26 protein-coding genes and 5 pseudogenes are annotated in these 22,883 nt (G+C 57.9%); 16 read left to right on the forward strand and 15 right to left on the reverse strand.

Translation table 11 applies throughout. The annotated features are described in order from the left end of the window. Positions 1–115: 115 nt before the first annotated feature. The 5 genes from KX729_RS27350 to KX729_RS27370 all read right to left on the reverse strand — a co-directional run bounded on the left by KX729_RS27350 (position 116) and on the right by KX729_RS27370 (position 4,825). Positions 116–949, reverse strand: a complete 834-nt coding sequence (locus tag KX729_RS27350; RefSeq protein ID WP_219745656.1) for a carbohydrate ABC transporter permease — start codon at positions 947–949, stop codon at positions 116–118. Next, positions 946–1,845: a carbohydrate ABC transporter permease gene (locus tag KX729_RS27355; RefSeq protein ID WP_246617900.1), complete on the reverse strand. Its 900-nt coding sequence runs from the start codon at positions 1,843–1,845 to the stop codon at positions 946–948. The genes KX729_RS27350 and KX729_RS27355 overlap by 4 nt, the downstream gene beginning before the upstream one ends. Positions 1,846–1,940: 95 nt before the next feature. Further along, positions 1,941–3,140, reverse strand: a complete 1,200-nt coding sequence (locus KX729_RS27360; protein ID WP_219745658.1) for an ABC transporter substrate-binding protein — start codon at positions 3,138–3,140, stop codon at positions 1,941–1,943. A gap of 27 nt (positions 3,141–3,167) precedes the next feature. Beyond that, positions 3,168–4,151: an alpha/beta hydrolase gene (locus KX729_RS27365; protein ID WP_219745659.1), complete on the reverse strand. Its 984-nt coding sequence runs from the start codon at positions 4,149–4,151 to the stop codon at positions 3,168–3,170. After that, positions 4,148–4,825 carry a GntR family transcriptional regulator gene (locus KX729_RS27370; protein ID WP_219745660.1) on the reverse strand — a complete coding sequence of 226 codons (678 nt, stop codon included), beginning with the start codon at positions 4,823–4,825 and terminating at the stop codon, positions 4,148–4,150. Before KX729_RS27370 ends, KX729_RS27365 begins: the two co-directional genes overlap by 4 nt. Positions 4,826–4,925: 100 nt before the next feature. Between KX729_RS27370 and KX729_RS27375 the strand changes: the two genes are divergently transcribed. Further along, positions 4,926–6,005, forward strand: a complete 1,080-nt coding sequence (locus tag KX729_RS27375) for an ABC transporter ATP-binding protein (RefSeq protein ID WP_219745661.1) — start codon at positions 4,926–4,928, stop codon at positions 6,003–6,005. Here the strand turns inward: KX729_RS27375 and KX729_RS27380 are convergent. Further along, positions 6,002–6,136 (reverse strand): GMC oxidoreductase, encoded by a 135-nt coding sequence (locus tag KX729_RS27380; RefSeq protein WP_219745730.1) that lies wholly within the window; start codon positions 6,134–6,136, stop codon positions 6,002–6,004. The genes KX729_RS27375 and KX729_RS27380 overlap by 4 nt on opposite strands. Before the next feature lie 194 nt (positions 6,137–6,330). Next, positions 6,331–6,468, reverse strand: coding sequence for a hypothetical protein (locus KX729_RS27385; protein WP_219745662.1), 138 nt, complete (start codon positions 6,466–6,468; stop codon positions 6,331–6,333). A gap of 631 nt (positions 6,469–7,099) precedes the next feature. On the opposite strand from KX729_RS27385, the gene KX729_RS27390 reads away from it, so the two are divergent. Then, complete coding sequence (locus tag KX729_RS27390) at positions 7,100–7,279, forward strand: hypothetical protein (RefSeq protein ID WP_219745663.1); 180 nt, start codon at positions 7,100–7,102, stop codon at positions 7,277–7,279. A 210-nt stretch (positions 7,280–7,489) separates the two neighbouring features. Here KX729_RS27390 and KX729_RS27395 read toward each other — a convergent pair whose 3' ends face one another. After that, positions 7,490–7,660, reverse strand: a complete 171-nt coding sequence (locus KX729_RS27395) for a hypothetical protein (protein WP_219745664.1) — start codon at positions 7,658–7,660, stop codon at positions 7,490–7,492. 573 nt (positions 7,661–8,233) lie between these two features. Here KX729_RS27395 and tnpB point away from each other — a divergent pair. Together tnpB and KX729_RS34630 are read left to right on the forward strand one after the other, a co-directional pair. Beyond that, entirely contained in the window at positions 8,234–8,431 is a 198-nt protein-coding gene (tnpB, locus tag KX729_RS27400; RefSeq protein ID WP_219745665.1) for an IS66 family insertion sequence element accessory protein TnpB, read from the forward strand. A gap of 421 nt (positions 8,432–8,852) precedes the next feature. Beyond that, positions 8,853–8,948: pseudogene (locus tag KX729_RS34630) on the forward strand (hypothetical protein); the annotation flags it as partial. A 52-nt stretch (positions 8,949–9,000) separates the two neighbouring features. On the opposite strand, the pseudogene KX729_RS27410 reads toward KX729_RS34630, so the two are convergent. Further along, positions 9,001–9,174: pseudogene (locus KX729_RS27410) on the reverse strand (transposase); the annotation flags it as partial. Between the two features lie 157 nt (positions 9,175–9,331). Here KX729_RS27410 and KX729_RS27415 point away from each other — a divergent pair. From KX729_RS27415 to KX729_RS27435, 5 genes are all read left to right on the forward strand, one after another. After that, positions 9,332–10,494 (forward strand): IS3 family transposase gene (locus tag KX729_RS27415; RefSeq protein ID WP_312992271.1). Its coding sequence is split into 2 segments (ribosomal slippage): positions 9,332–9,590 and positions 9,590–10,494, totalling 1,164 coding nucleotides; the frame shifts between segments, so codons are not numbered across the junction. Continuing rightward, positions 10,491–10,946, forward strand: a complete 456-nt coding sequence (locus tag KX729_RS27420; protein ID WP_219745666.1) for a hypothetical protein — start codon at positions 10,491–10,493, stop codon at positions 10,944–10,946. The genes KX729_RS27415 and KX729_RS27420 overlap by 4 nt, the downstream gene beginning before the upstream one ends. A 2,310-nt stretch (positions 10,947–13,256) precedes the next feature. Continuing rightward, complete coding sequence (locus KX729_RS27425; protein ID WP_219745667.1) at positions 13,257–13,571, forward strand: hypothetical protein; 315 nt, start codon at positions 13,257–13,259, stop codon at positions 13,569–13,571. Between the two features lie 107 nt (positions 13,572–13,678). Beyond that, positions 13,679–14,284, forward strand: coding sequence for a J domain-containing protein (locus tag KX729_RS27430; protein ID WP_219745731.1), 606 nt, complete (start codon positions 13,679–13,681; stop codon positions 14,282–14,284). Positions 14,285–14,462: 178 nt separating this feature from the next. Then, positions 14,463–14,876, forward strand: a complete 414-nt coding sequence (locus KX729_RS27435; protein ID WP_219745668.1) for a DUF4174 domain-containing protein — start codon at positions 14,463–14,465, stop codon at positions 14,874–14,876. 59 nt (positions 14,877–14,935) lie between these two features. Here KX729_RS27435 and KX729_RS27440 read toward each other — a convergent pair. Continuing rightward, positions 14,936–15,396: pseudogene (locus KX729_RS27440) on the reverse strand (ATP-binding cassette domain-containing protein); the annotation flags it as partial. Positions 15,397–15,779: 383 nt separating this feature from the next. Between KX729_RS27440 and KX729_RS34635 the strand changes: the two are divergent. From KX729_RS34635 to KX729_RS27465, 5 genes and pseudogenes are all read left to right on the forward strand, one after another. Beyond that, a pseudogene (locus tag KX729_RS34635) lies at positions 15,780–16,008 on the forward strand (IS21 family transposase); the annotation flags it as partial. A 577-nt stretch (positions 16,009–16,585) separates the two neighbouring features. Further along, complete coding sequence (locus KX729_RS27450; protein ID WP_219745670.1) at positions 16,586–16,903, forward strand: PepSY domain-containing protein; 318 nt, start codon at positions 16,586–16,588, stop codon at positions 16,901–16,903. 17 nt (positions 16,904–16,920) lie between these two features. Then, a complete protein-coding gene (locus KX729_RS27455) occupies positions 16,921–17,520 on the forward strand; it encodes a general stress protein (protein ID WP_219745671.1) in 600 nt (199 codons plus the stop codon). 364 nt (positions 17,521–17,884) lie between these two features. Next, positions 17,885–19,336 (forward strand): sensor histidine kinase, encoded by a 1,452-nt coding sequence (locus tag KX729_RS27460; RefSeq protein ID WP_246617902.1) that lies wholly within the window; start codon positions 17,885–17,887, stop codon positions 19,334–19,336. Continuing rightward, complete coding sequence (locus KX729_RS27465; protein WP_219745672.1) at positions 19,333–20,007, forward strand: response regulator; 675 nt, start codon at positions 19,333–19,335, stop codon at positions 20,005–20,007. The genes KX729_RS27460 and KX729_RS27465 overlap by 4 nt, the downstream gene beginning before the upstream one ends. Here KX729_RS27465 and KX729_RS27470 read toward each other — a convergent pair. The 3 genes and pseudogenes from KX729_RS27470 to KX729_RS34930 form a co-directional block, all read right to left on the reverse strand. Next, positions 19,981–20,439, reverse strand: a complete 459-nt coding sequence (locus tag KX729_RS27470) for a hypothetical protein (protein WP_219745673.1) — start codon at positions 20,437–20,439, stop codon at positions 19,981–19,983. The genes KX729_RS27465 and KX729_RS27470 overlap by 27 nt on opposite strands. 366 nt (positions 20,440–20,805) lie before the next feature. Continuing rightward, positions 20,806–21,048 carry a DUF1236 domain-containing protein gene (locus tag KX729_RS27475; RefSeq protein ID WP_219745674.1) on the reverse strand — a complete coding sequence of 81 codons (243 nt, stop codon included), beginning with the start codon at positions 21,046–21,048 and terminating at the stop codon, positions 20,806–20,808. A 226-nt stretch (positions 21,049–21,274) separates the two neighbouring features. After that, positions 21,275–21,342: pseudogene (locus KX729_RS34930) on the reverse strand (hypothetical protein); the annotation flags it as partial. Here KX729_RS34930 and KX729_RS34935 point away from each other — a divergent pair. Then, entirely contained in the window at positions 21,325–21,678 is a 354-nt protein-coding gene (locus KX729_RS34935) for a hypothetical protein (RefSeq protein ID WP_512699460.1), read from the forward strand. The pseudogene KX729_RS34930 and the gene KX729_RS34935 overlap by 18 nt on opposite strands. Before the next feature lie 6 nt (positions 21,679–21,684). Here the strand turns inward: KX729_RS34935 and KX729_RS27485 are convergent, their stop codons facing one another. Continuing rightward, complete coding sequence (locus KX729_RS27485) at positions 21,685–22,044, reverse strand: hypothetical protein (protein WP_219745675.1); 360 nt, start codon at positions 22,042–22,044, stop codon at positions 21,685–21,687. Positions 22,045–22,092: 48 nt separating this feature from the next. Between KX729_RS27485 and KX729_RS27490 the strand changes: the two genes are divergently transcribed. Next, positions 22,093–22,296: a hypothetical protein gene (locus KX729_RS27490; RefSeq protein ID WP_219745676.1), complete on the forward strand. Its 204-nt coding sequence runs from the start codon at positions 22,093–22,095 to the stop codon at positions 22,294–22,296. A 48-nt stretch (positions 22,297–22,344) separates the two neighbouring features. On the opposite strand, the gene KX729_RS27495 is transcribed toward KX729_RS27490, so the two are convergent. After that, positions 22,345–22,815, reverse strand: a complete 471-nt coding sequence (locus KX729_RS27495; RefSeq protein ID WP_219745677.1) for a transposase — start codon at positions 22,813–22,815, stop codon at positions 22,345–22,347. Positions 22,816–22,883 lie beyond the last annotated feature (68 nt).

Raw genomic sequence — 22,883 nt, forward strand, 5'->3', positions numbered from 1 at the left:
TGGCGTTGTTCGAGCTTGCCGAACCGTCCCCTGGCTCTTCGCTCGGGCTCCGGGCGTTCGTCATTCAAAACGATCCACCTGATCGTTTCATCGGCTTCGCCGACCATTTCTCACCTCACCCCTTCACCGCCCCTTGAGTCAGCCCACCGATCAGCCGACGCTGGACAAGTAGGAAGAGGATGGTCGCGGGCATGGCGCCAACCACGGCACCGGCGGCCAGCAGACCCCATTCGATCTGGTACTCGCCGATCAGGGTCTGGATGGCGACGGTGACGGGCCGCACGTTTCGTCCGCCGAGCGTCAGCGCATAGAGATATTCATTCCAGGCGGTGATGAAGATGTATATGCCGGTGGAAATGATGCCGGGCATGGTGAGCGGCAGGACTACCTTGCGCAACGCCGTCAGCCGCGAGCAACCATCCGTCATCGCCGCTTCGTCGAGGCTTTTCGGGATGGCGCCGATATAGCTCGTCAGCATCCACACGGCGAACGGGATCGCCACAGTCGCATTAGCGAGGATCAGACCGAAATGCGTGTCGAGAAGACTGGAGCGGCGCATCAGCACGAAGAGCGGCAGGATGAGCAACACGATCGGGAACATGTTGATCAGCAGGAACTGCAGCATCAAAAGCTTGCGGCCCCTGAAACGGAAACGGGAAAAGGCATAGGCCGCCGTTACCGACACGATCAGGCCGACCACGACCGTGCCACAGGCAATGATGAGGCTGTCGAGCATGTTCTTCAGGAACGACGTCTGCTCGATCAACCGAAAATAATTGTCGAGACTCCAGCCTATCGGCGAGAGCGCAACTCCGGTCGCGTTCAGGGTTGCCGTTGGGGTTAGCGACGTCAGTATCATCCAGGCAAACGGCGCCATGGCGAACAGGACAATCACAAGTACGGGCAGATCCGTGGTAATGATCCGGCGAACGGTGGTTTGCTTGTTCATCTTTCCACCTCGCGCATAGTGCGGGCCAGATAGAGAGCCACGAAGGCACCGAGGAAAATCGTAAAGGTGACGGCGATAGATGTGCCGTAGCCGAAGTCGAGGTTCTGGCGGGCCTTGATAAAGGCATAAAGCGGCAACGTATGCGTTGCGTAACCAGGACCGCCGCCGGTCATGACGAAGATGACGTCCATGGAATTGGCAACCCAGATCACCCGCAGCAGACCCGCGGTCGCGAGAACCGGTGCGATGCCGGGCAGAGTGATGTGGACGAACTGCCGCCAGGTCGAGGCACCATCGATCGAGGCCGCCTCATACTGGCTTTTCGGGATGCCCTGCAGGCCGGCGAGGATCATCACCGCGAAGAATGGAAAACCTTGCCAGGTGAGTGTCGCAATGATCGCGTAGATCGCCACTTTGGGGTCGGCCAGCCACGGAACGGCCGACTGGACGATCGAGAGATAGATCAGAATATCGTTCAGCACACCGGTATTCGGATCGTAGATCCAGCGCCACATCAGTGCGATCACCACGCTCGGCAAGGCCCATGGAATGATGATCAGGGCGCGCGCCAGCCCCCGCCAGGGAAATTCGCGGTTGAGAAGCACCGCGGTCATCAGCCCGAGCCCCATCTGCAGCGGCACGGTGAGGCCGATCCAGATGATCGTGTTCCAGAGCGCGGTCCAGAACACCGGATCGCTGAACAGTTTCCCATAGTTGCCGAACCCCACGAATTTGCTGGCATTCGGCCGGAACAGGATCAGGTCGTAGAAGCTGGTGAAGACTGCCTGCACCATAGGCATGAAAACGATGACGACGGTCACCACCACGGCCGGCGCCAACAGCAGATAAGGCAGCAGCCGTTCCGAACGCCAGATGGAGATTCTGCGGCGTGCCATGGGGGAAGATATGGATAGGGACATGCTTGTCCTGCCTGTGGGAAGCAAGGCGGAAAAGGAGGTCCCGACACGCTTGGCGTCGGGACCAGGAGAGCTTACTGTGCAAACAGTGTCTGCAGCTGTTCCATCATCTGCTTCGGCGTGATCTGGCCGGTCAGGGCCTGCTGCATGTTGGTCTGCCACGCCGTGTTGACGAATTCGGATACGGCGGATGTCTGCGGCAGCACCTTGGCGAACGGCAGGGACTGGACGGTCGCATCGACGAAACGGCGCTCATGCAGCTTCCAGTCGGCCGAACCGCTCTTGGTGACCGTCAGCTGGCCGGTCGCGCTGTTGAAGGCGACGTTGTTCTGGCCTTCGGCGAGGAACGAAATCCACTTCCAGGCAGCGTCCGTGACCGAAGACGAGGAGAAGATCGCCAGCGACTCGTCGCCGTAGGAGGTCCATTGGCCATTGCCGCATTTCGGAACCGGAACGGCGGAAACCTTGTCGCCGAGCGCGGCAACGAGATCCTTGGACGAACCGATATGATGGATGGTCATAGCGGTCTTGCCGGATTTGAAAGCGGCGACGATTTCCTGGAAGCCGTCGTTCGGCGCAGACGGCGGGATGACCTTGTCCTTCTGGAAGAGATCGACCAGCCACTGGTTGGCGGCGATAGCCTCCGGCTTGACGAGACCGCCCGGCTTTAGCTCGGCGCCCTGCGACATCACGAAGGCGCCCCACTGGTCCCAGCCGCCCTTGCCTCCGCGCAGGCCAAAACCATAGGTCTGCGGTGCGTTGGTCAGCTTGATCGCAGCGTTGCGGAAGTCTTCGCAGGTCTTCGGCGGCTGCAGGCCGGCAGCCTGGAAGAGATCGGTGCGGTAGTAGAGGTAAAGGACCACATACTGGATCGGCAGGTAATATTGCTTGCCGTCAGGTCCCTTGTTGAGTTCCAGCAGGTTGTCGAGAAGGTCGGCCTTACCCTGCCAACTGTCGATCTGCTTACCGATCGGCTCCAGCGCGCCCATTTCTGCCAGTCGCGGCTGGGCGAAAAGCTTTACCATGGCAGCGTCGGGTGCGTTGCCGCCGACCAGCGAGGTGTAGAGATTGTCGTAATAGCTGTTCCACGGCACGTTCTCGGCTTCGATCTTGATGCCGGGATTAGCCGCTTCGAACTTCTTGACGAGATCCGTCATCGGATTTGCCGGGTTGTCGAAATGGTACCAGAAGCGAACGGTTTCAGCCTTCGCCTGGGTGAATGCGGCAGACGCCGCAAGAGCGGCGCCGAGCGCCAGTGTCCTCAGGAATTTCACGTCTATCTCCTCCTCTTGAACGTCCCGTCATGGACGTCGCGTCAGTTGCCTTGCTGCTTTGCCTGCAGCCGCCAGAGCCTCCCTTGCGGCTGAAAGTTCGTTTGTATTCTGCAGAAAACCGTGAACGACGCCCGGCACGACGTTCAGCTCGTCGTCGCGGCCGAGAGCCCTGAGACGCTGGCTCAGAGTCAACGTGTCGGACAGCAGCGGATCGACTGCCGCCGCCATCAGGTAGAGCGGCGGCAATGCGGCGAGCGCCGCATCTGATGCCGCAAGCGGACAGGCAAGCAGGTCATCCTCGATCGCCCGCCCGCCGGCATAAAATGACCAGTAACGCTGCATCTTGCCACGTGTCAGACCTGGGCCATCGGCAAAGCGCTCGTAGGAAGGCGTGTCGAAACTGCGCGCATAGTTGCCGTAGAAAAGCAGTCCCGCATCCGGCAACGCACGGCCTTCAGCCTGCTCGTGCAGCATCGTCGCGAGCGCGAGGTTTGCGCCGGCCGAGTCACCGGACATCAACAGGAGGCCGGGGCGCACACCGGCTCCAGCTGTCACCTCGAAAAGGCTGCGAAGCGTGGCAACGACATCCTTCAACCCGGCGGGATAGGGATTTTCCGGCGCTAGCCGATAATGCGGCAGGACAACCGGGAGACCCGCTTCGAGCGCCAGGACCCGCGCGCATCGCTCATGCGTCTCCGGAGAACAGAAGGCAAAGCCGCCACCGTGCACGAAAAGGATTGCACCCTCGCCCACCCCGGCCGGCACCAAAACCTTCACGCGACAGCGCGCCGATCCGAGGACTGCATCCTCCGCAACAAAGACTTCGGCGACATTCTCCATCTCCGGCAGGTTGACGTTGTTGCGGACATTGGCGGCAAGCGACTGCGCACGTCCTTCCGCCGACGGCAGGGTCGTCGGATCGGACAAAGGCCCCAGCTCGGCGGCGACCCGTTCCATAAGGGTCAACGTTTCGCCCGACAACTCAGCCGATAGTTCGACAACGTCGATCATTGGGTCGCCTCCGGAAAAACTTCCGGTCCGAAGTCAACGATCGTCGCGATGTGATGATGCATGGCCGCCGAAGCACGGCGGGCATCGCCGCCTTCGATCGCATCGATGATGCTGCGGTGGCGCATGGCCGTCGCCTCAAGATCGCGCGCCATTGGGCTGCGGGAAATCTTGAAACGGTGGTTGTGCACCAGACACCGGTGCAAGATCGGGTCGAGGGCCGGCAGGTTGGCATCCTCGAATATACGGCGATGAAAGTCGCGGTCGAATGAGGCGAGTTCCAACTCGTCGCCGGCCGCCGCCGCGACCAGCATTTTTTCCAGAAGGCCGCTCAGGTCTCGGGTCAGTGTGCGGCTCGGCGCCAGCATGACGCGCGTTATGCCGCTTCCCTCGATCTGCTGCCTCAAGCGGAACATCTCGATCGCCTCGTCCTCGGTGCATTCGGAGACCTGAGTGCCGCGGTGACCCTGCCGGCGAACAAGCCCTTCTTCCTGCAGCTGCAACAGCGCTTCCCGTACGGTTCCCTGACTGCATTGGAAATGCGCTGCCAGTTCCAGCTCCGTGAGCCCCTTTCCCGCGGCCAAATTCCCAAGCATGATATCGCGTTTCAGCGCATTAAACGCGACGCTCGCCTTCGGCGTTTTGACAGGTGTCGGTCGGGACGAAAAATACGCCATGTAGGTCGATCCAGCCGTTGCGCATTTCCAAACTTATCATTATCGATATTGATATCGATAATTGGCGTCAAGCTCGAAAGTCGTATCCGGGGAGGAAAACGTGGCCGGCATTGCATTGAAGAAAATCCAGAAATCCTACGGCGCCCTGCGGGTCATCCACGACATAGACATTGAGATCGGCAGCGGCGAGTTCCTCGTGCTCGTGGGGCCATCCGGCTGCGGCAAGTCCACGCTGCTGCGCATGATCGCCGGGCTGGAGGAAATCTCGGGCGGCGAACTAAATATCGACGGCCATACGGTCAACGAACTGCCGCCTGCGGAACGCAACATCGCCATGGTCTTTCAGGACTATGCGCTCTACCCGCACATGAGCGTGCGCGAGAACATGTCGTTCGGGCTGAAGATGCGCGGCGGCAACCAGAACGACATCGACAAGCGCGTCAACCAGGCGGCGGATATCCTGAAGATTCAGGACTATCTCGATCGCCGGCCGGCGCAGCTATCCGGCGGACAGCGTCAGCGTGTCGCCATGGGTCGCGCCATCGTCCGAGAGCCGGCGGCATTTCTGTTCGACGAGCCGCTTTCCAATCTCGATGCGGCATTGCGTGTCGAGATGCGCCTTGAGATCGCCAAGCTTCACAACCGCATGAAGGCCACCACCGTTTACGTCACCCACGATCAGGTGGAGGCGATGACGCTCGCCGACCGCATCGTCGTGATGAACGGTGGGGTCGTCGAGCAGATCGGCAAGCCACTCGACCTCTACCATAAGCCTGCCAGCCTTTTCGTCGCACGTTTCATCGGCAGCCCGACGATGAATACGTTGCCGACGACAATCTCGGGGAGTGGCGGGACGGTGGAACTGCTGGGCCGGACCGTCCGTCTGGAAGGGTCAGATGCCGTCGATAGCCTCGTAAAAAATATCGTGCTCGGCATCAGGCCGGAAGATCTGATCCGGTGCCCGGCTGAGGAGGCTTGGCTCAGCGGTGAACTGATGGTCGCCGAGCGGCTCGGAAGCCAGACTTACGGCTATCTGGAGGTCGGCCATTCAAAAATGCTCTCGGTCGAGTTTCCGAGAGATGCCGACATCCGGGTCGGGGAAACAGTGCATGTTCGAGGACGCCGCGGCAGCCTGCATCTCTTCAATGAGGCGACTCAAAAGCGGCTGGCCTATATCTAACCCGATGTGGCGACATTCCGTCCGCAGATCATGTCAGACCCTTTTTCTGCAATCATGGCTGTCGGGATGTTGGTATTGTCACCTGGCTCTTCCGGCATGAGGGAAGCATCGACAACGCCCAGGCCTTCGATGCCGTGAACCTTGTGTTACGGATCGCAACGGCGCCTGATGTCACGCCAATCGCGCATGTACCCAGCACATGATGCCGGATCAGCGCCGTCTGCGGATGACGGCTTCCAGCTCTGCATCGGTCTGCAAGTCCTTTACCGGGTAAAATCTCGTCTCCGGTCAGGCCTTTGGGGGTCGGAGTTGTAGATCTCGCGCGTCAGCCGGGTGCTTTGATCATGTTGTCCATGTCGGAGCGCTCGGTACGAATTGAACCGGATGCGCGGCACGCGTCCAGATCGGCGTCCGCGCAGACGCGGATGTCGCCGGCTGCGAGGGGAGAAAGTCGCTTGACCAACAAGCTTACCCTAGTCACGCGCCGGCAATCAGAAAGCAGAGCATGAGCGGCAGGCAACCCAGAAATTCCCGGGTTGACGCCTGGCGGGCGAAGTAGCCGAGCGTGACACCTCGGCGGATGCGGCCGGGGCTGCGGTTGGTGCCGCCGGCGGGGTCTTTAGGAGTTCCTCGACCGGCCGATCAGCTCGTTACGCAGCTTTTCCTACTTCATCACCTCGGCAACCGCTGCCAGCGGATCGGCGGCCAGCGACGCCGAGGCTTTGCTCGCCGGTGGCGTCGGGGGTGCCGGCTACTGCGCCATGGCGCTGTCGAAGAGCGGCAGAATCAACGAGCGCGTGTTTCTGCAAGATAAGCTCTTGTCTTGCTGCGGCTTCGACGCCTGCCCGGTGGGCGGGCCTTTTTTTCCGGCTGCCTGCCTTGCCCTCCCGCCGGTCATTCCCCTGGAAAGGACCGAACCTAAGCACCACCGCATGAACGCCAGGATTAGAAGCGTTGAGGAACGCCGGGCTTAATCGCAGGTTGCCTTAAGATGCCGACGAAGAGTTTAGTGCTTGAAAGAGCCGTGTTAGGCCGACGGTAAGAATTCGATATGATGATATAGCCGAAACGTCAAATCACTGCGAACCAATGCCTTGACCGAATTCATTGATCTTGCCGACGAAAAAGAACGTGCTTCCATTTCCGAAGAATACGTCGCGGCTACTGCAGAATACCGTCGTCGCCTAGCACTTCTCCGCGACAATCTGCCACCAAATGGTCTGGTAGAACAGCGCGAATCTCTTTCTGATCAAGCTTCGCAAGTCCACCACTAGATCGGTAGGTGACGTACCATAACGCTGCAATAGCCGGATCGCCACATCTCGACCTTCTCGCGCTCGTCCCGCCCGTATGGACAATCCGAGATCCATCTCCCGGCTCGTGCAGTCTGGACGCCTTCACTGAAGATGTTGATATCAATCATGCCTTTGGCAGGAGCCGTTCCCATATACGCGATGAAAGATCCGAGGATTTCCTCTTCATGCTCAGGAGTCATGCTGCTGACCCTTCGCCAGTCTCAAGGCCCGAAGCCGTTCGGTCTTTTCGCGAGATTCCTGCAACCATTGCCGGGAGGCTTCCTGCGCAAACCGGGTGGTCTCTTCATGATCCCGGCGTTTGCGCTCGGTCTTCGTCACATCTTGTTCTTGCTCGGCCATGGTTACCTCCGTCAACCGGACATAGAGGCGTGGTGCGTCGCGGCAAGGTCAAGCACGCCGCCGTTACTCCGACTTTCAAATTCTTCGGCAATTGCCGCACGGTTCGCTTCTCGTGGTATTAGCGTTTGCTTGGATTGGGGTGGCCTCAAGCTTTGCTGTCACTCGCCGCACCACGGGACAGTGCTACTCCACATTCTCACGTGTGAAGCCTAGCCGAGCCAGGAACCCCGTGACACTAACTCGGGGTGATGACCCCATAGATGTACTTGGAACTGCCGCAATTAGCACGCCGTGCCGGATAGGGAAACGGATCGCTCACCATGGTCTGGTCGCTTGCGCACAGTGCGGAATTTTGCCGTTTCAACTCTACCGCTGGCGCAGGAAACTGTTGGGCAACTATGAGCCTGGACAAGCAACAGCGGCGGTTGATCCGCAGATCGTTGTATCTGACCCCGCCCCCTCGTCGAAATCGTTTTCGTCGGTATCGTCGTGCGGGACGGCTGGCATGCTGACGAAGAACGTCTGCAGCGCGGGATCCGGTCGGTTCGCTCAGCATGATCCCCCGCGGGTTTGATGGTGTTCCTCGCCAGCCATTCTACCCACTTCCGCAAGCGGCCGGACAACCTGATGTCGCTGGTGCACGACGCCGGCAGTGATCTGTTCAACGGCTTCATATGTGTCTTCCGGGCGAAGCGGGCGGACCGGCTCAAGATCGTCTGGTGGGGTGGATCAGGGGGCTGCTTCTACTCGAAGCGGTTGAAAAACGCGTAGTAACACGCCGACTATCACTACACCCAATCTTAGCAAGTCCTGCTAATGCTTGGTTATCCATTGTATGTACGGGTGGTGTTCGCCATCCGTTGGAGGAGTATCAACCAGCCCAATATGGAGATTGGGAGCGTCTAGCATTTCCGCTGGACGCTCCCGTCACGAGTACAAGCCGCATCTTGTGGATCGCGGGAACATCCATATCTGATTTGTTGTCGGTACGCTATCGAACAAACATTATTTGTTAAAAAGAAACCCGGCCAGAGGACGACCGGGTTTGGAAAGTGCTAATCTTGGAGAAACCGGGTTCTCCAAGTTTGAGAACGCTTTGATCAGCACACCTACCCTATCCTCGTTACCGATTCCTTTCAACCGGCACGAGGGTAGCGGATGGGATGAACCAGTCGAAATCCAACTCGATCGTGTGGGCCTATACGTTGTTATTCCGGACACCGACACGGCGGCTCGAAAGCTGGTTTACGAGTGGCCGACTGAAGAAGGTGACGCGCTGGCAGAGGCCAAAACTGCCTGCTTCAATGTGGTTAAGGGCAAAGCCGACCCCGACGAGGCACGCGATCGCGATAGCCGTTACGCTGAGCAAGCCGAAAGTCGTTCTTCTCGCCGTAGGCCGCACCGGTCTTGGCACCCACCTCCAGCTCCATCAGCTTCTCGGCCGCAAAGCCAATCATCTCGCGCAGCAAATCCGCATCAGCACTCTTCTCAACACGAGAGCGCAGGTCCATCATGTTATTGGTGTAGTGGCCCCCTAAATCTCCGGACACGATCTCCCAATTGTTAAGTGTGAGGAGTAATGTGCCCATTATGACTAGTCACATACCTAAGATAGAAGTGCTGTCCGGCCCTTAGCGCCGTCGTCGCTGGTCGACAGCGGAGAAGCTCGCGATAGTCCAGGAGACCTACGAGCCGGATGTCACGGTCAGCATCGTTGCTCGACGGCATGGCATTCAGCCAAACCAGTTGTTCGCCTGGCGTAAATTGGCGGCGCAAGGTGCGCTGACGGCGACGGCATCGCAGGAAGAGGTCGTCCCGGCATCCGAATACAGAGCGCTTCAGAACCAAGTGAAAGAACTTCAGCGCCTCCTCGGCAAAAAGACGATGGAAGGCGAAATCCTCAAAGAAGCGCTTGAGATAGCATCAGGGTCAAAAAAACACCTGTTGCGCTCGCTGTCGTTGCCGAAGGACGGTTCGCGATGACGGCGGTGTGCGAGACCTTGGCTGTCGCCCGATCCAACATAGCGGAACGTGTGAGGCAACGTCCTTCCAGAGCCAGAGGGCGGCCGCCGCTCGCTGATCAGGAACTGATGGATGAGATCAAGACGATCATCGATGACATGCCGACCTACGGATATCGCCGGGTCCACGCGATCCTGCGCCGTAAAGCCCGCAGCGAAAACCGTCCATGGCCAAATGCCAAACGCGTCTACCGGGTGATGAAGGTTCACGGCATGCTTCTTCAGCGCCATACGGGTGCAGTCGACACCCGTCGCCACGATGGCCGCGTCGCCGTCGAGCAATCCAATCTGCGTTGGTGTTCAGACGGCTTCGAAATCGGTTGTGACAACAAGGAGAAGGTCCGCGTTGCCTTCGCTCTCGATTGCTGTGATCGCGAGGCTATCGCCCATGTCGCGACAACCGAGGGCATCAAAAGCGAGGACGTCCAGGACCTTGTCATCACGGCTGTTGAGAACCGTTTCGGTCTCGTCAACAAACTTCCAAAGTCAATCGAATGGCTGACGGACAACGGCTCCTGCTTCATCGCAAAGGAAACCAAAACGCTGCTCATCGATATCGGCATGGAGCCGTGTTCAACGCCCGTTCGCAGTCCCCAATCCAACGGAATGGCCGAGGCCTTCGTCAAAACCTTCAAGCGCGATTACGTCTCGGTCAACCCCGTCCCGGACGCCATGACCGTCATCGCGCAACTGCCCGCATGGTTCGAGCACTACAACACACTTCATCCTCACAAGGCACTCGGCTATCGTTCTCCGAGAGAGTTCTTGTCGAGCAGTCAGACGGATATGCGCAGCGCGGGAGCCGCCGAATGATGGTGTTTGACGTGGTAGACGATATCCAAGGAGCTGTGTACGTCGCCCTTCTGGCCGAACTCGGGCGAAACGCCGACACGATTGGCTTCGTCGTTCAAGGCGACATAGCGGCGGAAGGAAAACAGCTATTAGACCAGATCGAGAGTGCGAAAGTCAGTGACAGCATTCAGCAGTCATGGCCCGGCACAACGCTTCTTAACGGCTTTGGCAGAGTCTTGGAGTATAACGTAAACCCATCGGTTCTAAAAGCTATGACCGACTTCGCTAGTGGATTATTTGATTGGTCTAAGCGGTCGTTTCCTGAGGACCTGTTCATGACGTCAGGAACAACAGTTTTACTGGAAACAGTTGGCCACGAGCGGGTGGCTTTCGTCCGATCTGAGGAGATGTCCCCCCTACTTCAAAGCCTTGTCAACGACGGCATAATAGCCGTCTATCATCAAAGTCTCTAAACCGATCCTGTCCGGAATTTATGGGGCAACTCCAATTGGTCATCGGTGGTCTTTCCAAAAGGTTGTGCTTGAACAACCCAACCCTACCGGAAAAAGCCGATGACCACCGCTATCGACCTACACCACCTCCCGGGACAGAATCGAAAGCCGTTGCCGAGACGATGCACCAGCTCTACTTGCGGAATGCAAATGGTCCAGCGACCGCCCGCACCGGCGTACGACTTCAAAATAGAAAAAGCCCGGGGTGGATCCCGGGCTCTTCCATGTGAACTGCGTCACTGACTAGGTTACGCCGCTCGAATCGTTAACGGCTTTCGTGACAAAAAGTTCCTCAATTAAATTAGGCGTCTGCCGCGTATTCTGCGCCGCTCGCATGTCAACATGCTCTTCGAGCGCTATCTGACCGCGCGCGAACTCATCCAGCACTTGCGGCCGGTCGCGACTATACCCGTCAACCGCGCATAGGCGCGAGCCGATGGCTCTCAATATACAGCTAATTTATCGGTGACTACCCATCAATACAATATCAGCTCCAGTCCGGAGTTGAGTCGACTTCGCTGCAGAAAGTATCAGACGCCGTCGTCACGGCTGTTGCCCGCGACATTCTCGGAAGCGCTCAGCTTCCAGACCTGAATACCGTGGGAGACGAGACGCCAGTGCCACTATATCTGGGTACTTTAATGAGGATGCAGTTTCGCTGGGGACGACAACTCTTCAACGAGCCTTTGATCTTTAGGGCCATTGAGGAAAACCCCTCGGGGAGAGCGGCCGAAAAAACACATGACCGCTGCTAAAATCTTTCGCTGGGGAAATTTCTCATAGTCAGCTGATTTTACTGAAGCCGCGATCTTCATTCCACCGTTTGGTTGGCTGGTTCTTCGAAGACAGCCGGGCCGAACAGGTGATTGAAGCGCCCCGGCCGGACTTGTCAGAACTTGGCGACGATACCGCTTTCCAAGACATCAACCCATTCATGTTTGCGCCGTTCAAAGATTGATCGCGTCGGATGCGGGAACGCCGGATCAGCAAAAGCGCCGACGGGGATCGCGTACGCACCGGGCAAATCTTCGTTCTCGTAAAAGACGGTCGCGCCACAATCCGAGTAGAAGTGATATCGAGCCCACAGGCTGCTTTCGCCTAATTGCTAATAGGTCTGACACTCCCCACTTGTCGCCACATAAGCCACCAATGGCGAATTGTCCTTGACCAAGGAACGGTGATGACGTCAACAGGCTGCTCTAGCGCGCTAATAGGGAGCGGTGGTTGGGCGAGCGCCGGTAAGGTTACTGCGTAACCGCATTCCATGGATCAAGTTGCCGCGGCAAGCGCATCCGATATGAGGGACCTATCGAAAGAAGGTCCTCATGAGTATGCCAAGAGCAAATTCCGTCCGCTCCCTTCGTATCAGCTACCGACGCCGCTCGCGGCGGAATGTTAAGAATGTCCCATCATCGATGCGGGTCGTGCTGCACGTTCGTGTCCCATCCTTAACTTTCGAACAACCATCACTTCCGTCTGAATTTCCTTTGGAACTGTCAGCCTGATAGCGATCTGGCACCGCAGTGACCTCACCCGTCATACCCTACTGCGGTAGAGGTCAGCGCGGCTTTGCCGTCGTTGGCCTCGCTTGCGCGATGATAGGGCGCGCGGGCCTAACCGAGTATGCATTCTTAAGTGCTGATATTTTCACGAGCGCGAAGAAGGCTCGTCTTTTTCCTGCCTGGCATGGCCCGTCCGGTGTACCAAAGCGTATAGGGCGCTCAAGAAATCCCGCCGCGTTTGTAGGAAATGATAGGCGCGGGGCTAATCATCGCAAACGAGTTTGATTGCTGCAGGGCAGCATTTCCATTTATAACACAATGATGACACAGAAAATCCTGCGTGCAGTAGCGTGGACGAGCTTGGCATTGATCATCTTCGTCACCATGAGTCCGATTGAGTTGCGCCCTCATGACTTGCTTCCAGTGAATGTCGATCGTGTCCTAGCATTCGCATTGATGAGCTTCTTGTTTGTCGTCGCATATCACACACATACGGTCCTTTTGGCGTACTTGCGGTTGCAGGGACCGGCGCGATCGAGGCTCTGCAATTCCTATCGCCGTCACGCCACGCGCATTGGGACAATGCGTTTGTCAAAGCCATTTGAGCATCATGCGGGTTAGTAGTTGCTTGGGCTATCTGCCCCGCCATCCCCTTGGAAAGAAAGACGAACGACCATGCTGGTGGTCGAGGATGCGAAGAAGTTTGTCGTCACCTGATAGGAGTGTAATCCTCGACCGTCTTCCACATCTCTCGAAACATAGCGAGAAGATGGACCGTATAGCGGTCATACTGGACGCCGTCAGGCTTTGGTTTGGTAACAAACGTCGTTTCGACGCGACCCACATACTCACCCAATACCCGACTCAAAAACGGGTCTTCCTCAGTCCAGCGGAGGTAATTGGTGGTGCCGGTACCCTCCAGATTTCAGGGAAAAAGCTGCGGGTCACGTTCAGCAACTTCTTCGGCGATGAATCCCCAGAAGGAACCAAATTCGGGCCCTGTAAGGAGCCGAACCATTGGCACGTCACCAAGTTAATTAGAGCACTGATTTTGCTGAAATTGGAATTACAGATCAATTGCTGAATCAGCGCGGCTTGATCGGTTAATTGGAAGGTGCTCGCTGTTTCGGCTGTAGCGCACTTACAGTGAAATCCTTGCCACCAGTCGACAGTTCACCCTATATCCCGCCTATGACCTCTGACTCCAAAATATTCGTGGGCCTGCGCCCCATCCGCAAATCTCAGACCAAAAACGAACCGACCGGCCCACGATGCCAGTGGGATGGCTGCGAAAAGCCGGGCACGCACAGAGCACCGGTCGGGAGCGGGGCAGATGGCTTGTACTTGCTCTTCTGTGCCGAGCATGTTCAAAAATACACCAAGGGTTACAGCTATTCGCCGGCTCTGTCCGACCCCGAAACGGCTCGCTACCAAAAGGAGGCGGCAAGTGGCCTTCGCCCGACGATCGGCGTGCGGGCCAAACGGGCGACCGAAGCCCCTCTTCCATCGACGGCGCGATCAGGTTCTGCCAAGGCAATCAACGCCCGCAAGAGTGCGGCAGAACGCCAGGCGGCAAGAGCGGCCCTTCAGGCCCGAAAACTCAAGGTCCTCGAAGCGAAGGCGTTCGAGACCTTGGGCCTGTCGCCGGAAGCAACTCCTGAGGAGATTAGAAGCCGCTACAAGGAACGGCTCAAAATGCATCATCCGGATGCGAACCAGGGCAATCGCAATTCCGAAAACGAACTTCGGGCGGCGATCGAAGCGCACAAGATCCTCAAACTCAACGGGTTCTGTTGACGAGGCAGCCGGCGCCGCAGCCTGCGGACAAGCCCACACTCACCCCCACCACGAGACGGTCTGCGAGACCGCGAACAATATACTCGCAGCACGTTAGGCTTCATCAACAGAGGACTTCGATATGAACCGAATGGTCTTAGCCTTCGCTGTTGACCTCCTAGCCTCATAGGTATCAGCCATGCAAAGTCTTCCCGATCTCGAATGGAAAAACCGCGTCATCCTTGTTTTCGGGAGCTCAGCGGACCCACGGCTTGACCAACAGATCGAATTGCTCGAAAGCAAGAAAGACGAGTTCGCCTATCGTGACATCGTAATAATCAAAGTCGCCGATGGCGGAGCTCTTTCCATTTATGGAAACGCATCTGGTCTGAACGCGGCCGCTCTTCGCAAGGAAGCGAAGCTCGCCGACGATCGCTTTCAGGTGCTGCTCGTGGGCAAGGACGGCGGCGTGAAGTTTCGCAGCAACCGCGTTGTCAAAGAATGTCCATGCGCAAGGCCGAACAAGGCTAGCGCTTACTCGCAACCGCGCATCAGTTGCCCAAGCCTTGATCGCTCAGCTTACGGGCATGTTCGCCGTTCCACGATTTCGTGACTCCAGCCCTCTGATATTCAGGTATCGCGTTCCGAATTTTCAACAAAAAGCGCGCTTAGAATGGCGCGGCGTAGACCGGTTTGCGTGACGTCGCGATATCTTTCATCGATCGGGATTGTGCCGTCTTTGATATCGTAGAAGCGAAGGAGCAAACTGGCGAGCATTGTCTTGTCGGCGCCGGAGAGGCCAAAGAGACCGACCTTTTCGCCAGGACAGATCGTCAGCGAGAGGTTCACGATCACGGGTGGGCTCGACTTGTAGGAGAATCTATGGTTCTCGAGGCGAACCGGACCGCTTTCCACGGTCAACTCGGTCGCGTCTGGCCGGTCGACGATCGTCGGCGGTGTAGTCATGACGGGCATGGCGTCATTGATCGTGCCGGGCGCCTGAAAGATCTGCTGGCCCATCTGCAGAAAAGTAAAGGTATGGCCCGGCTGAGAGCATAAACCGCAGCCACAAACTCGCCGATCGTGACAATGCCTTCAACGAGCCCCGTAAAGCCGATCGACAGGATCGCGAGCAATGTCGATAGACTAGCACCTCGCCTCCAATGCTGACGGTGGGATCTCGGACGGCGTCACGAACAGCATAACCAGTGTCATCAACAAGGGCACCCTGCGTCTAGGTCCAGACGCAGCGTGCTCAGACTTTTCCTTTTTGAAAGTATCCGGAAAAACCCTTGTGCTTAACCTCGAGAGTTCGGTATGGCCAGACCAATGCTTGCATATCGTGGCGCGGCTAAGCGGTTGAGTTGTGGCCGTTGCGGTTATCGATATCTCGTCCGAACCGAACACTTGGATTGTTTTACTATTGCTCGTGGATCAGGGGTTATCGTCGAACTGGTCTAGGATCTGCTTTGATCCGATCTATGGCTATCGAAGCTCAAAAAAAGACCGGTTTCAGAGATTAAGGGAAGCCGGGCTTGCGGTCTGGCCGCTACCTCCGGGCCTGGACGAGGACGATGTTTTTGAGCATCGACTATTCCGGCGTATGGGACGGCATCCACGCGATACGGTCGAGCCGAACTGGCCGAAGATGGCCATAGAACTGGAGCGCAAGGGCGTCACGCTCCATTTGCTTTGGCAGGAATACCGGGAACCGGATGGCTATGGCTATATATGGTTTTGCGGCCGGTTTGTCGATCACGAAAGCCGAGCCAGGTCCACCTACCGCAGCCGTCGCGTTACTGGTTTCGCGATGGAATGCAACTACGCCGGCCATACGATCCCGATCATTCGCGGCGATCATCCGAAAGGCGTCGGAGCATGTGCAGCTTGACGGATCGGTCAAGTTGACATTCGAGGTAGGCGACGGCGTAAAAGCCGATGCAGCTCTACTGTGCCGAGGCCCCTTCCCCTGTATGATGACGCCGTGCATGTTGAGCGTTCCGCGCGGCCAGCAAACTACAAACCGCGCGATCGGTCGCTCGTCGAACCTGACAGCCGCACATCGTAATGTTGCAAACCGTCATCCGGCGGAAATGCCTGCTGCAGCTAAGTGCTCGTCGCGGTCCAACCAATCGGTACCGGTCCATATTGGATCGGCCATATCCGCAGCGCCTCTCGTTACGATGACCGAACAAACGTCCTTTGCGCTCTCAGGGTCATCGGTCCGGACCTTCGGCCTAAAGTCCAATGGCGGAACCATCAGGTTATCGGGGTGTTGAGCAAACGGATCCAACGACGAAGATCCGAGCTAGAGAGGAAACCATGAAAACCATCATTCTCGCCGCCGCACTCGCTTCCGTTGCGGCTTTTTCCGCCGTTGCGCAGACTGCGCCAGCGGCCAACAGCAATGGCAACACGCCCGCGGTCGCGACACCGGACACCAAGAACCCCACAGCGCCGGTAGAGGGCGCAAACAGCTTTACGGAAAGCCAGGCAAAGGATCGGATTGAAAAAGCCGGATACACCGGGGTCAAGGACCTCAAGAAAGACGACAAAGGCGTCTGGAACGCCGCAGGCATGAAGGACGGTAAGGCCGTCTCGATTGCACTGGATTACCAGGGCAACGTTGTCGCCAAGTAACCTCAAGGAGATCATCGATGAGAACTGTAACCGGACTATTCGACGACTATGCCGATGCCAGCGCAGCGGTGAGTGAACTAGAAACTGCAGGCGTGCGGTCTAACGACATCAGCATCGTCTCCAATAATGCGGACCGGCGGCACGGGGATTCGAACGCGGCCGAGGGTGCCGGAACCGGCGCCGGGATTGGCGCGGTGGTCGGCGGCGCAGGCGGACTTCTCACCGGCCTTGGCTTGATGGCGATCCCCGGTGTTGGACCTGTTGTGGCTGCAGGCTGGCTTGCAGCGACCGCTGCTGGTGCAGCGGCCGGTGCGGTCGCCGGCGGTGCGGCCGGCGGCATTATCGGCGCGCTGACGGACTCCGGTATTCCGGAACGCGATGCCCATTTTTATGCTGAAGGCGTTCGCCGGGGCGGTACATTGGTCACCGCCAAGGTGGATGACGCCATTGCGCCCGAAGCCGAAGCGATCTTGAAACGCTCAAACTGGGTCGATCCGACTGAGCGTCGTACCGCCTATGAAAAGCAGGGATGGACGCGATTTAATGACACGCTTGATCCGTATGATGCCAGCCAGGTCGAAGAAGAGCGGCTCCGCTATCGCCGTGGCGCTCTCTGACCAAGCCACGAAGGGCGCCTCCCGGCGCCCTTTTCTTCCGATAAGCAATACGTTCGTCTCTACTCCCACGGTCGAGAACACGTCTCGCGATACGCTGCTTTTGACGACCGGTTCAGATTAAACCCAGCGAGTTATAAAGCCTCAGGCATGGCCGAGATCTGCTCGCCCATGCACCAACTCTGCGATTACGTTTTTCCCGAGCGTACATTTATTCGACATGAATATCGGCTATTAGGAGCGACCTGTCTTGGGACCGGTCCCTACCTAATCGACTAGACCGCAGTTGGCCCGCCGTCGTGCGGGATTTTTGTGTTGTCTCGCAAGGTCGACCTTTGTTCTGCGCTGCCGATCTTCGATTGACGTATTGAACCCCGAATATGCTGCATTATTTACGTCGCTCTCCATCTTGAGAGGACCGGTTGAAGTGCGTGCATTTGTGAAGTTCTTCGGCTCATTCTCCCTTGCAAAGCAGTTCTTTTTTGCTGGCGGACTTGTGACGCTCGTTGCGCTCCTTTCTGTTGGTTTTTTCGTCACCGATCTGATCGCTAAAGCAATCACCCAAAACACTGCCGCCGCTACGGCTCTCTATGTTGACAGCGTCATAGCGCCGATCCTGCCAGACCTGACCACAACCGAGAGCCTCGACGAGTCGATTGAGAGAGCTCTGGATGAGACGTTGGGCCAGGGCGCGCTCGCAAATCGTTTGATTTCGTTTCGGTTGTGGAGGGGTGACGGAACGGCGCTCTATTCCAACGACAAAGCCCTGATGGGGATGAAGGTCCCGCCGGATGATGATCTGAAGCGCGCCTTTTCCGGCCAGATGGTGGCGGAGTTCGAGCTAGACAAGGACGAAGATCCAGCCGCCGCGGTAAAATCAGACACGCCGGTCCTGGAGATTTACAATCCTATACACCAGCCGTGGTCGGGCGAAGTGATTGCCGTCGCGGAGTTTTATGAGCGCGCGAATGAACTGACCGATACCCTGGCGTTGACGCGGACAAAAAGTTGGCTTGCCGTTGTCGCCGTCACGGTGGGTTTTTTCCTCCTGTTATCAGCGATCGTCCTTAAGGGCAGCAAGACCATTGAAAACCAGCGCACCGCATTGAACGCACGCGTCGAAGAACTTGATCTGCTGCTACGCCATAATCAGGACCTTTCGGGTCGCGTCCGGAGAGCTTCACAGAACGCCGCCTCTCTCAATGAGCGAGTCCTCCGACGTGTTAGCGCCGATCTTCATGACGGCCCTGTCCAACTCATGGCCTATGCATCGATGCGGGTTGAAAGCCGAGCAATTCGCGACGGCAGTCGTCCTGAGCCCGAACGGATGAAAGAGGTCGAGGCGATCAAGCACAGTCTCGACGATGCAATCCGTGAGGTCCGCAATATCTGTCGTGGGCTCGCTCTCCCGGATATTGAAACGCTTCCTCTCCCGGAAATCCTGGACCGTGTCGTTTCGAATTATCGATCCCACACCGGCGTGGATGTGGAACTGATCGCGGAAGGGGCCTATGCAGTTCTTCCCGCATCCGCGCGCATCTGCATCTACCGCTTTGTTCAGGAGGCGCTCAACAACGGTTGGAAACACGCCGATGGCAAAGGCCAACGAGTCGAGCAGTGGATTGCCGGCGATTGTGTCGTGGTTGCCGTCAGCGATCACGGGCCTGGCTTTGATCCGAGCGTTTCGAACGATGGACTAGGCCTTTCCGGGCTGAAAGACCGTGTCGAGAGCCTGGGCGGAAGGTTCGACCTAACGACATCCCAGCAAGGGACGACTTTGACGATGTCATTGAAGATTTTTGAAGCGGAGGCTGCATGAACGGGACGTTGCGGGTGGGGATTGTCGATGATCATCCTTTTTTCAGGGCTGGGGTTGCGAGTACCCTCGTCGAGCTGGGCATGGATGTCGTCGCAGAGGGTGCCTGCGCAGCAGATGCGATCGCTATCGCCCGAGAGCACGGCCCCGACGTCATACTCCTGGACATCTCGATGCCCGGTGGGGGGCTAGAGGCGATCGATACAATCGTTAGAACCTCCCCTCATGTCAAAATCGTTATGCTGACCGCGTCGGAGGATGGCGAGCATGTCCGCAAAGCGCTTCAACTCGGAGCGTGTGGATATGTGCTGAAGGGCGTAGGTCCGACCACCTTTGCCGACGTATTGAAAACAGTGGCAGAGGGCGAGCGCTATGTCGCGTCGGATCTGAGCCTTAAACTGATCGCCGGCTCGCTTGATGCTGCCGAACCAGCCAACCTATCCTATGGATTGAGCGCCCGCGAAATCGACGTTATTGAACTTGTCGCCATGGGACTGAGCAATAAGGTGATCGGGCGCCGTCTCAGTCTTCACGAGAAGACCGTCAAGCATCATATGACTAAGATCATGGCAAAGTTTGGCGCTTCCAATCGTACGGAAGCTGCGTTGAAATGGCAGGCGTCGGGTGCGAAGAGGCCGGCCGCTCCGTTAATCGAGAAGCGACTGGATTCGTGACCGATCGGCCTGGGTTGCGGCGCGTTCAACGATGGTTCTGCCGCGCTTGTCGCGCATAACGTAGCGCCCTTCGGTCAGCGCTTCTTCGATTCCGGTGCGATGACGAACTTGAATGGACGATCCGGAAACGCTGACTGTGTCGCCGGTGCGGGCATTGACCTCGCTTCGGGATGATGAGGTCGTCGAGCGGAGCGAGCTTCCTGTCCCTGGCCCCTTCCCTTGACCGTCGCCACCGGCATTGCCGTTTCCGTTGCCATTCCCGCCGCTGTTTCCGTTTCCCCCACCATTACCATTGTTTCCGCCACCGCCACCGCCACCGCCACCGTTTCCACCGTTCCCGTTCTTGGCGGACGCCTGATCGATGTCGACCGTGGTGGCGGCAACCGTGGCCAACCAACTTGAGCCCAACAGGAAGCTACGGCGGGATATCATCGGATTTCCGTGTCCTCGGATCTGGTTCAAGATTGCTCGGTCCGAACCACAGAACCACGGCGCGATGGCGAAGTAAACAAAGCTGCAACAGGTCGCGGACGTTGCCAATGTTCACCGCCCGTTCGGGACGGCTGCGTCGATAGGCCCGATCCGTCATTTCCCGGTTATTGCGAGAACCGCAGCGTCTGGTACGTAAACCCTAGACGGAAGATTTCTGGATTGGTCGTGAAGAAAAACAAGCGCCAAAACCATAGGTGCCATCGCCAACATTGTTCCAGTGATTGCGGATGCCATGATCATTCCAAACATTGTAATAAGAAGGGGACAAGGCGGGCGGCTGTGACACCGCCCGACCTTGGGATTGGTTTAGTCGATCACCTGAATGACCTTGCGGGACGACGGTTCTACGATCACCCGCTGCTTGTTGACGATCGCGCAGCTGTATTTGGGGTTCTCAGGCACCTGCTTGACGGCGACCGCTGTAGGCAAGGCCTCACCCAAGACCACCTTCTCTTCCAGAATAACCGGTTCGATCGGCATCGGAGCCTCGCGGACATAGGTGACGACACGTTCCGGCGGCGGATCGATCGCAGTGCCTGCAACGGCCAACCACACCGCCGACGGTTGCACCAACAGGGCCGCCGACGATCGCACCCGTAACGGCCCCGCTCGTCGGCTCGGGATCCCGGTCTGGGGAGCAGGAGGAGGCGGTCGTTGCGACGGAACGGGGCGGCCTGGCGTGTTTTGTCCAGTTCGGCTGAAGCTGATCTGGGCCCTCGGCCCAGCAGGCAGCGATGCGCTCGGCCCCCTTGGGCGATCCGCCGTGCAGAAGCACCATGTCGGGGTGTTTGCGCTGGCCTGGTCGAGCTTGGCCCAGATCCATTCGTGATCGTTGAAGTCCATGCCACCGGCAAAGGCGATCTTGGTACCGGCCGGGATCAGCACTTCGGCCTCGGCGCGTCGGCGAGCGGACAGGAAATCGCGGCTGTCGACCATCGCGGCGGTCATGTTTGCGTGGCTGACCTTCGAGCCAGTGCGCGGCCGCCAGGCGGAGCCGGTCTGGGCCTCGAAGAGGTCGCCCGCATAGTCGCGCATGAACTCGGAACTGTTGCGGCGTTCCAGAAGCGTGATGCCCTGGGCGATCAGCCGTTCCAGCTCGATGCTTTTGACTTCGGAGCCATCTTGTTCGCGCTGACCGGAGCGTTGCGCCTACTCGTTTTGATCGAGTTCTCTTTGTGAACTCGTTCAGCCCCGACAGGTGGCCGGGATCTCTTCAAGCCGGTCGAGGATCGATTGGAGCCGACCGTTCTCGCTGCGAAGTTTATCCACCATGAGACGCTTCAGCCGGCGGTTCTCGGCATCAAGCGCTTCGATGTCATCGTCGAGCTCGACTGCCGGCAGAATTGCATGCGGGGCGTCAGAACGGCGCGGGGAAAGCTCTCGCGTCGCTGATTTCCGTTTGCGTCTCCTTTGCGGCTGGGATGTCTCGGCCTCAGCCGGAGGTGACGCGTCAATCGGGACGTCAATATCCGGGGGAAAAACTACGTCGACGATTTGGGAACCGGCCTCGACCAATGGCGGGAGATCATCCACGTTCTCGGGCATCTCCGCCGCCTGGACGACAGCGTTCGAGGACGTTGGAGGTTTAACCGATTGCGCTTCGACGGGCTCAGGTCGGATTGGCTGTTCGGCAGGCAGGACGTCGTCTGCATCGACCTGACGCGCAACCGCACCAAGATCGAGGTTTCCCCAGATCGATTTCGGCTGCGCTTTGGTCTGTCGGCGGGCCGATTTGTACTCAACGACGAATTCGCGTCGTGGTGCTTTCATGAATTCAAAGCTTCTTCGGTGGCATGATCGGTGGCGACGGCGTGATGGGCTCGGCGCCCACCGCTGACAGCAATCTTATTCAATTCTCAGACGTTTGCGAAGGTCTGCGTTCTCAGCCCGAAGCTTCTCGGCAACAAGCTTCCGCAGCCGCCGATTTTCCTCTTCCAGCGCGATGAACTCGGCGATTTCGTCGTCGGCAGAGACGGATTTGTCGCTGGCCTTGGAAGCGACGGGAGCCACAGCAAGCTTTGCGGCAGCTTTTTTCCACTGATAGTAGGTCTGATCGGAGATCCCGACTGTTTTGACCGCATCTTTCAAGGTCGCGCCACCAGCAACGTCCTTCTCGATCTGGGAGACCCTGTCCTGCTTCTCCTGATCTGTCAGGCCACGTGTCTTCGGTCTTGCGACCACTGGAGCAGAAGCGCTCGCCTTTTCGGCTACTGCCTTCTTCGGCCGAGGGATCTTCTTCTGACGCGCAAGTGCGGTCTGTTCCGGTTCGTTCGTCGCGGTCACGTCTGCAGGTGCTTGAACGTCTTCTTCAGCCATGGGGAGCCCTCATCTGGATCAACACTATGTCAAACACCCACCACGAATAGTCAACATGTCTGAGCCCC

It is taken from the genome of Neorhizobium populisoli (genome assembly GCF_019430945.1).
GTDB classification, from domain to species: domain Bacteria; phylum Pseudomonadota; class Alphaproteobacteria; order Rhizobiales; family Rhizobiaceae; genus Neorhizobium; species Neorhizobium populisoli.

Excerpts from the sequence above, each read along its gene's own strand:
- KX729_RS27350 (WP_219745656.1), bottom strand. The coding sequence starts at position 949 with ATGAACAAGCAAACCACCGTTCGCCGGATCATTACCACGGATCTGCCC.
- KX729_RS27355 (WP_246617900.1), bottom strand. The coding sequence starts at position 1,845 with ATGGCACGCCGCAGAATCTCCATCTGGCGTTCGGAACGGCTGCTGCCT.
- KX729_RS27365 (WP_219745659.1), bottom strand. The coding sequence starts at position 4,151 with ATGATCGACGTTGTCGAACTATCGGCTGAGTTGTCGGGCGAAACGTTG.
- KX729_RS27370 (WP_219745660.1), bottom strand. The coding sequence starts at position 4,825 with ATGGCGTATTTTTCGTCCCGACCGACACCTGTCAAAACGCCGAAGGCG.
- KX729_RS27395 (WP_219745664.1), bottom strand. The coding sequence starts at position 7,660 with ATGGCCGAGCAAGAACAAGATGTGACGAAGACCGAGCGCAAACGCCGG.
- tnpB (WP_219745665.1), top strand. The coding sequence starts at position 8,234 with ATGGTGTTCCTCGCCAGCCATTCTACCCACTTCCGCAAGCGGCCGGAC.
- KX729_RS27420 (WP_219745666.1), top strand. The coding sequence starts at position 10,491 with ATGATGGTGTTTGACGTGGTAGACGATATCCAAGGAGCTGTGTACGTC.
- KX729_RS27425 (WP_219745667.1), top strand. The coding sequence starts at position 13,257 with ATGGACCGTATAGCGGTCATACTGGACGCCGTCAGGCTTTGGTTTGGT.
- KX729_RS27430 (WP_219745731.1), top strand. The coding sequence starts at position 13,679 with ATGACCTCTGACTCCAAAATATTCGTGGGCCTGCGCCCCATCCGCAAA.
- KX729_RS27435 (WP_219745668.1), top strand. The coding sequence starts at position 14,463 with ATGCAAAGTCTTCCCGATCTCGAATGGAAAAACCGCGTCATCCTTGTT.
- KX729_RS27450 (WP_219745670.1), top strand. The coding sequence starts at position 16,586 with ATGAAAACCATCATTCTCGCCGCCGCACTCGCTTCCGTTGCGGCTTTT.
- KX729_RS27455 (WP_219745671.1), top strand. The coding sequence starts at position 16,921 with ATGAGAACTGTAACCGGACTATTCGACGACTATGCCGATGCCAGCGCA.
- KX729_RS27465 (WP_219745672.1), top strand. The coding sequence starts at position 19,333 with ATGAACGGGACGTTGCGGGTGGGGATTGTCGATGATCATCCTTTTTTC.
- KX729_RS27470 (WP_219745673.1), bottom strand. The coding sequence starts at position 20,439 with ATGATATCCCGCCGTAGCTTCCTGTTGGGCTCAAGTTGGTTGGCCACG.
- KX729_RS27485 (WP_219745675.1), bottom strand. The coding sequence starts at position 22,044 with ATGCCCGAGAACGTGGATGATCTCCCGCCATTGGTCGAGGCCGGTTCC.
- KX729_RS27495 (WP_219745677.1), bottom strand. The coding sequence starts at position 22,815 with ATGGCTGAAGAAGACGTTCAAGCACCTGCAGACGTGACCGCGACGAAC.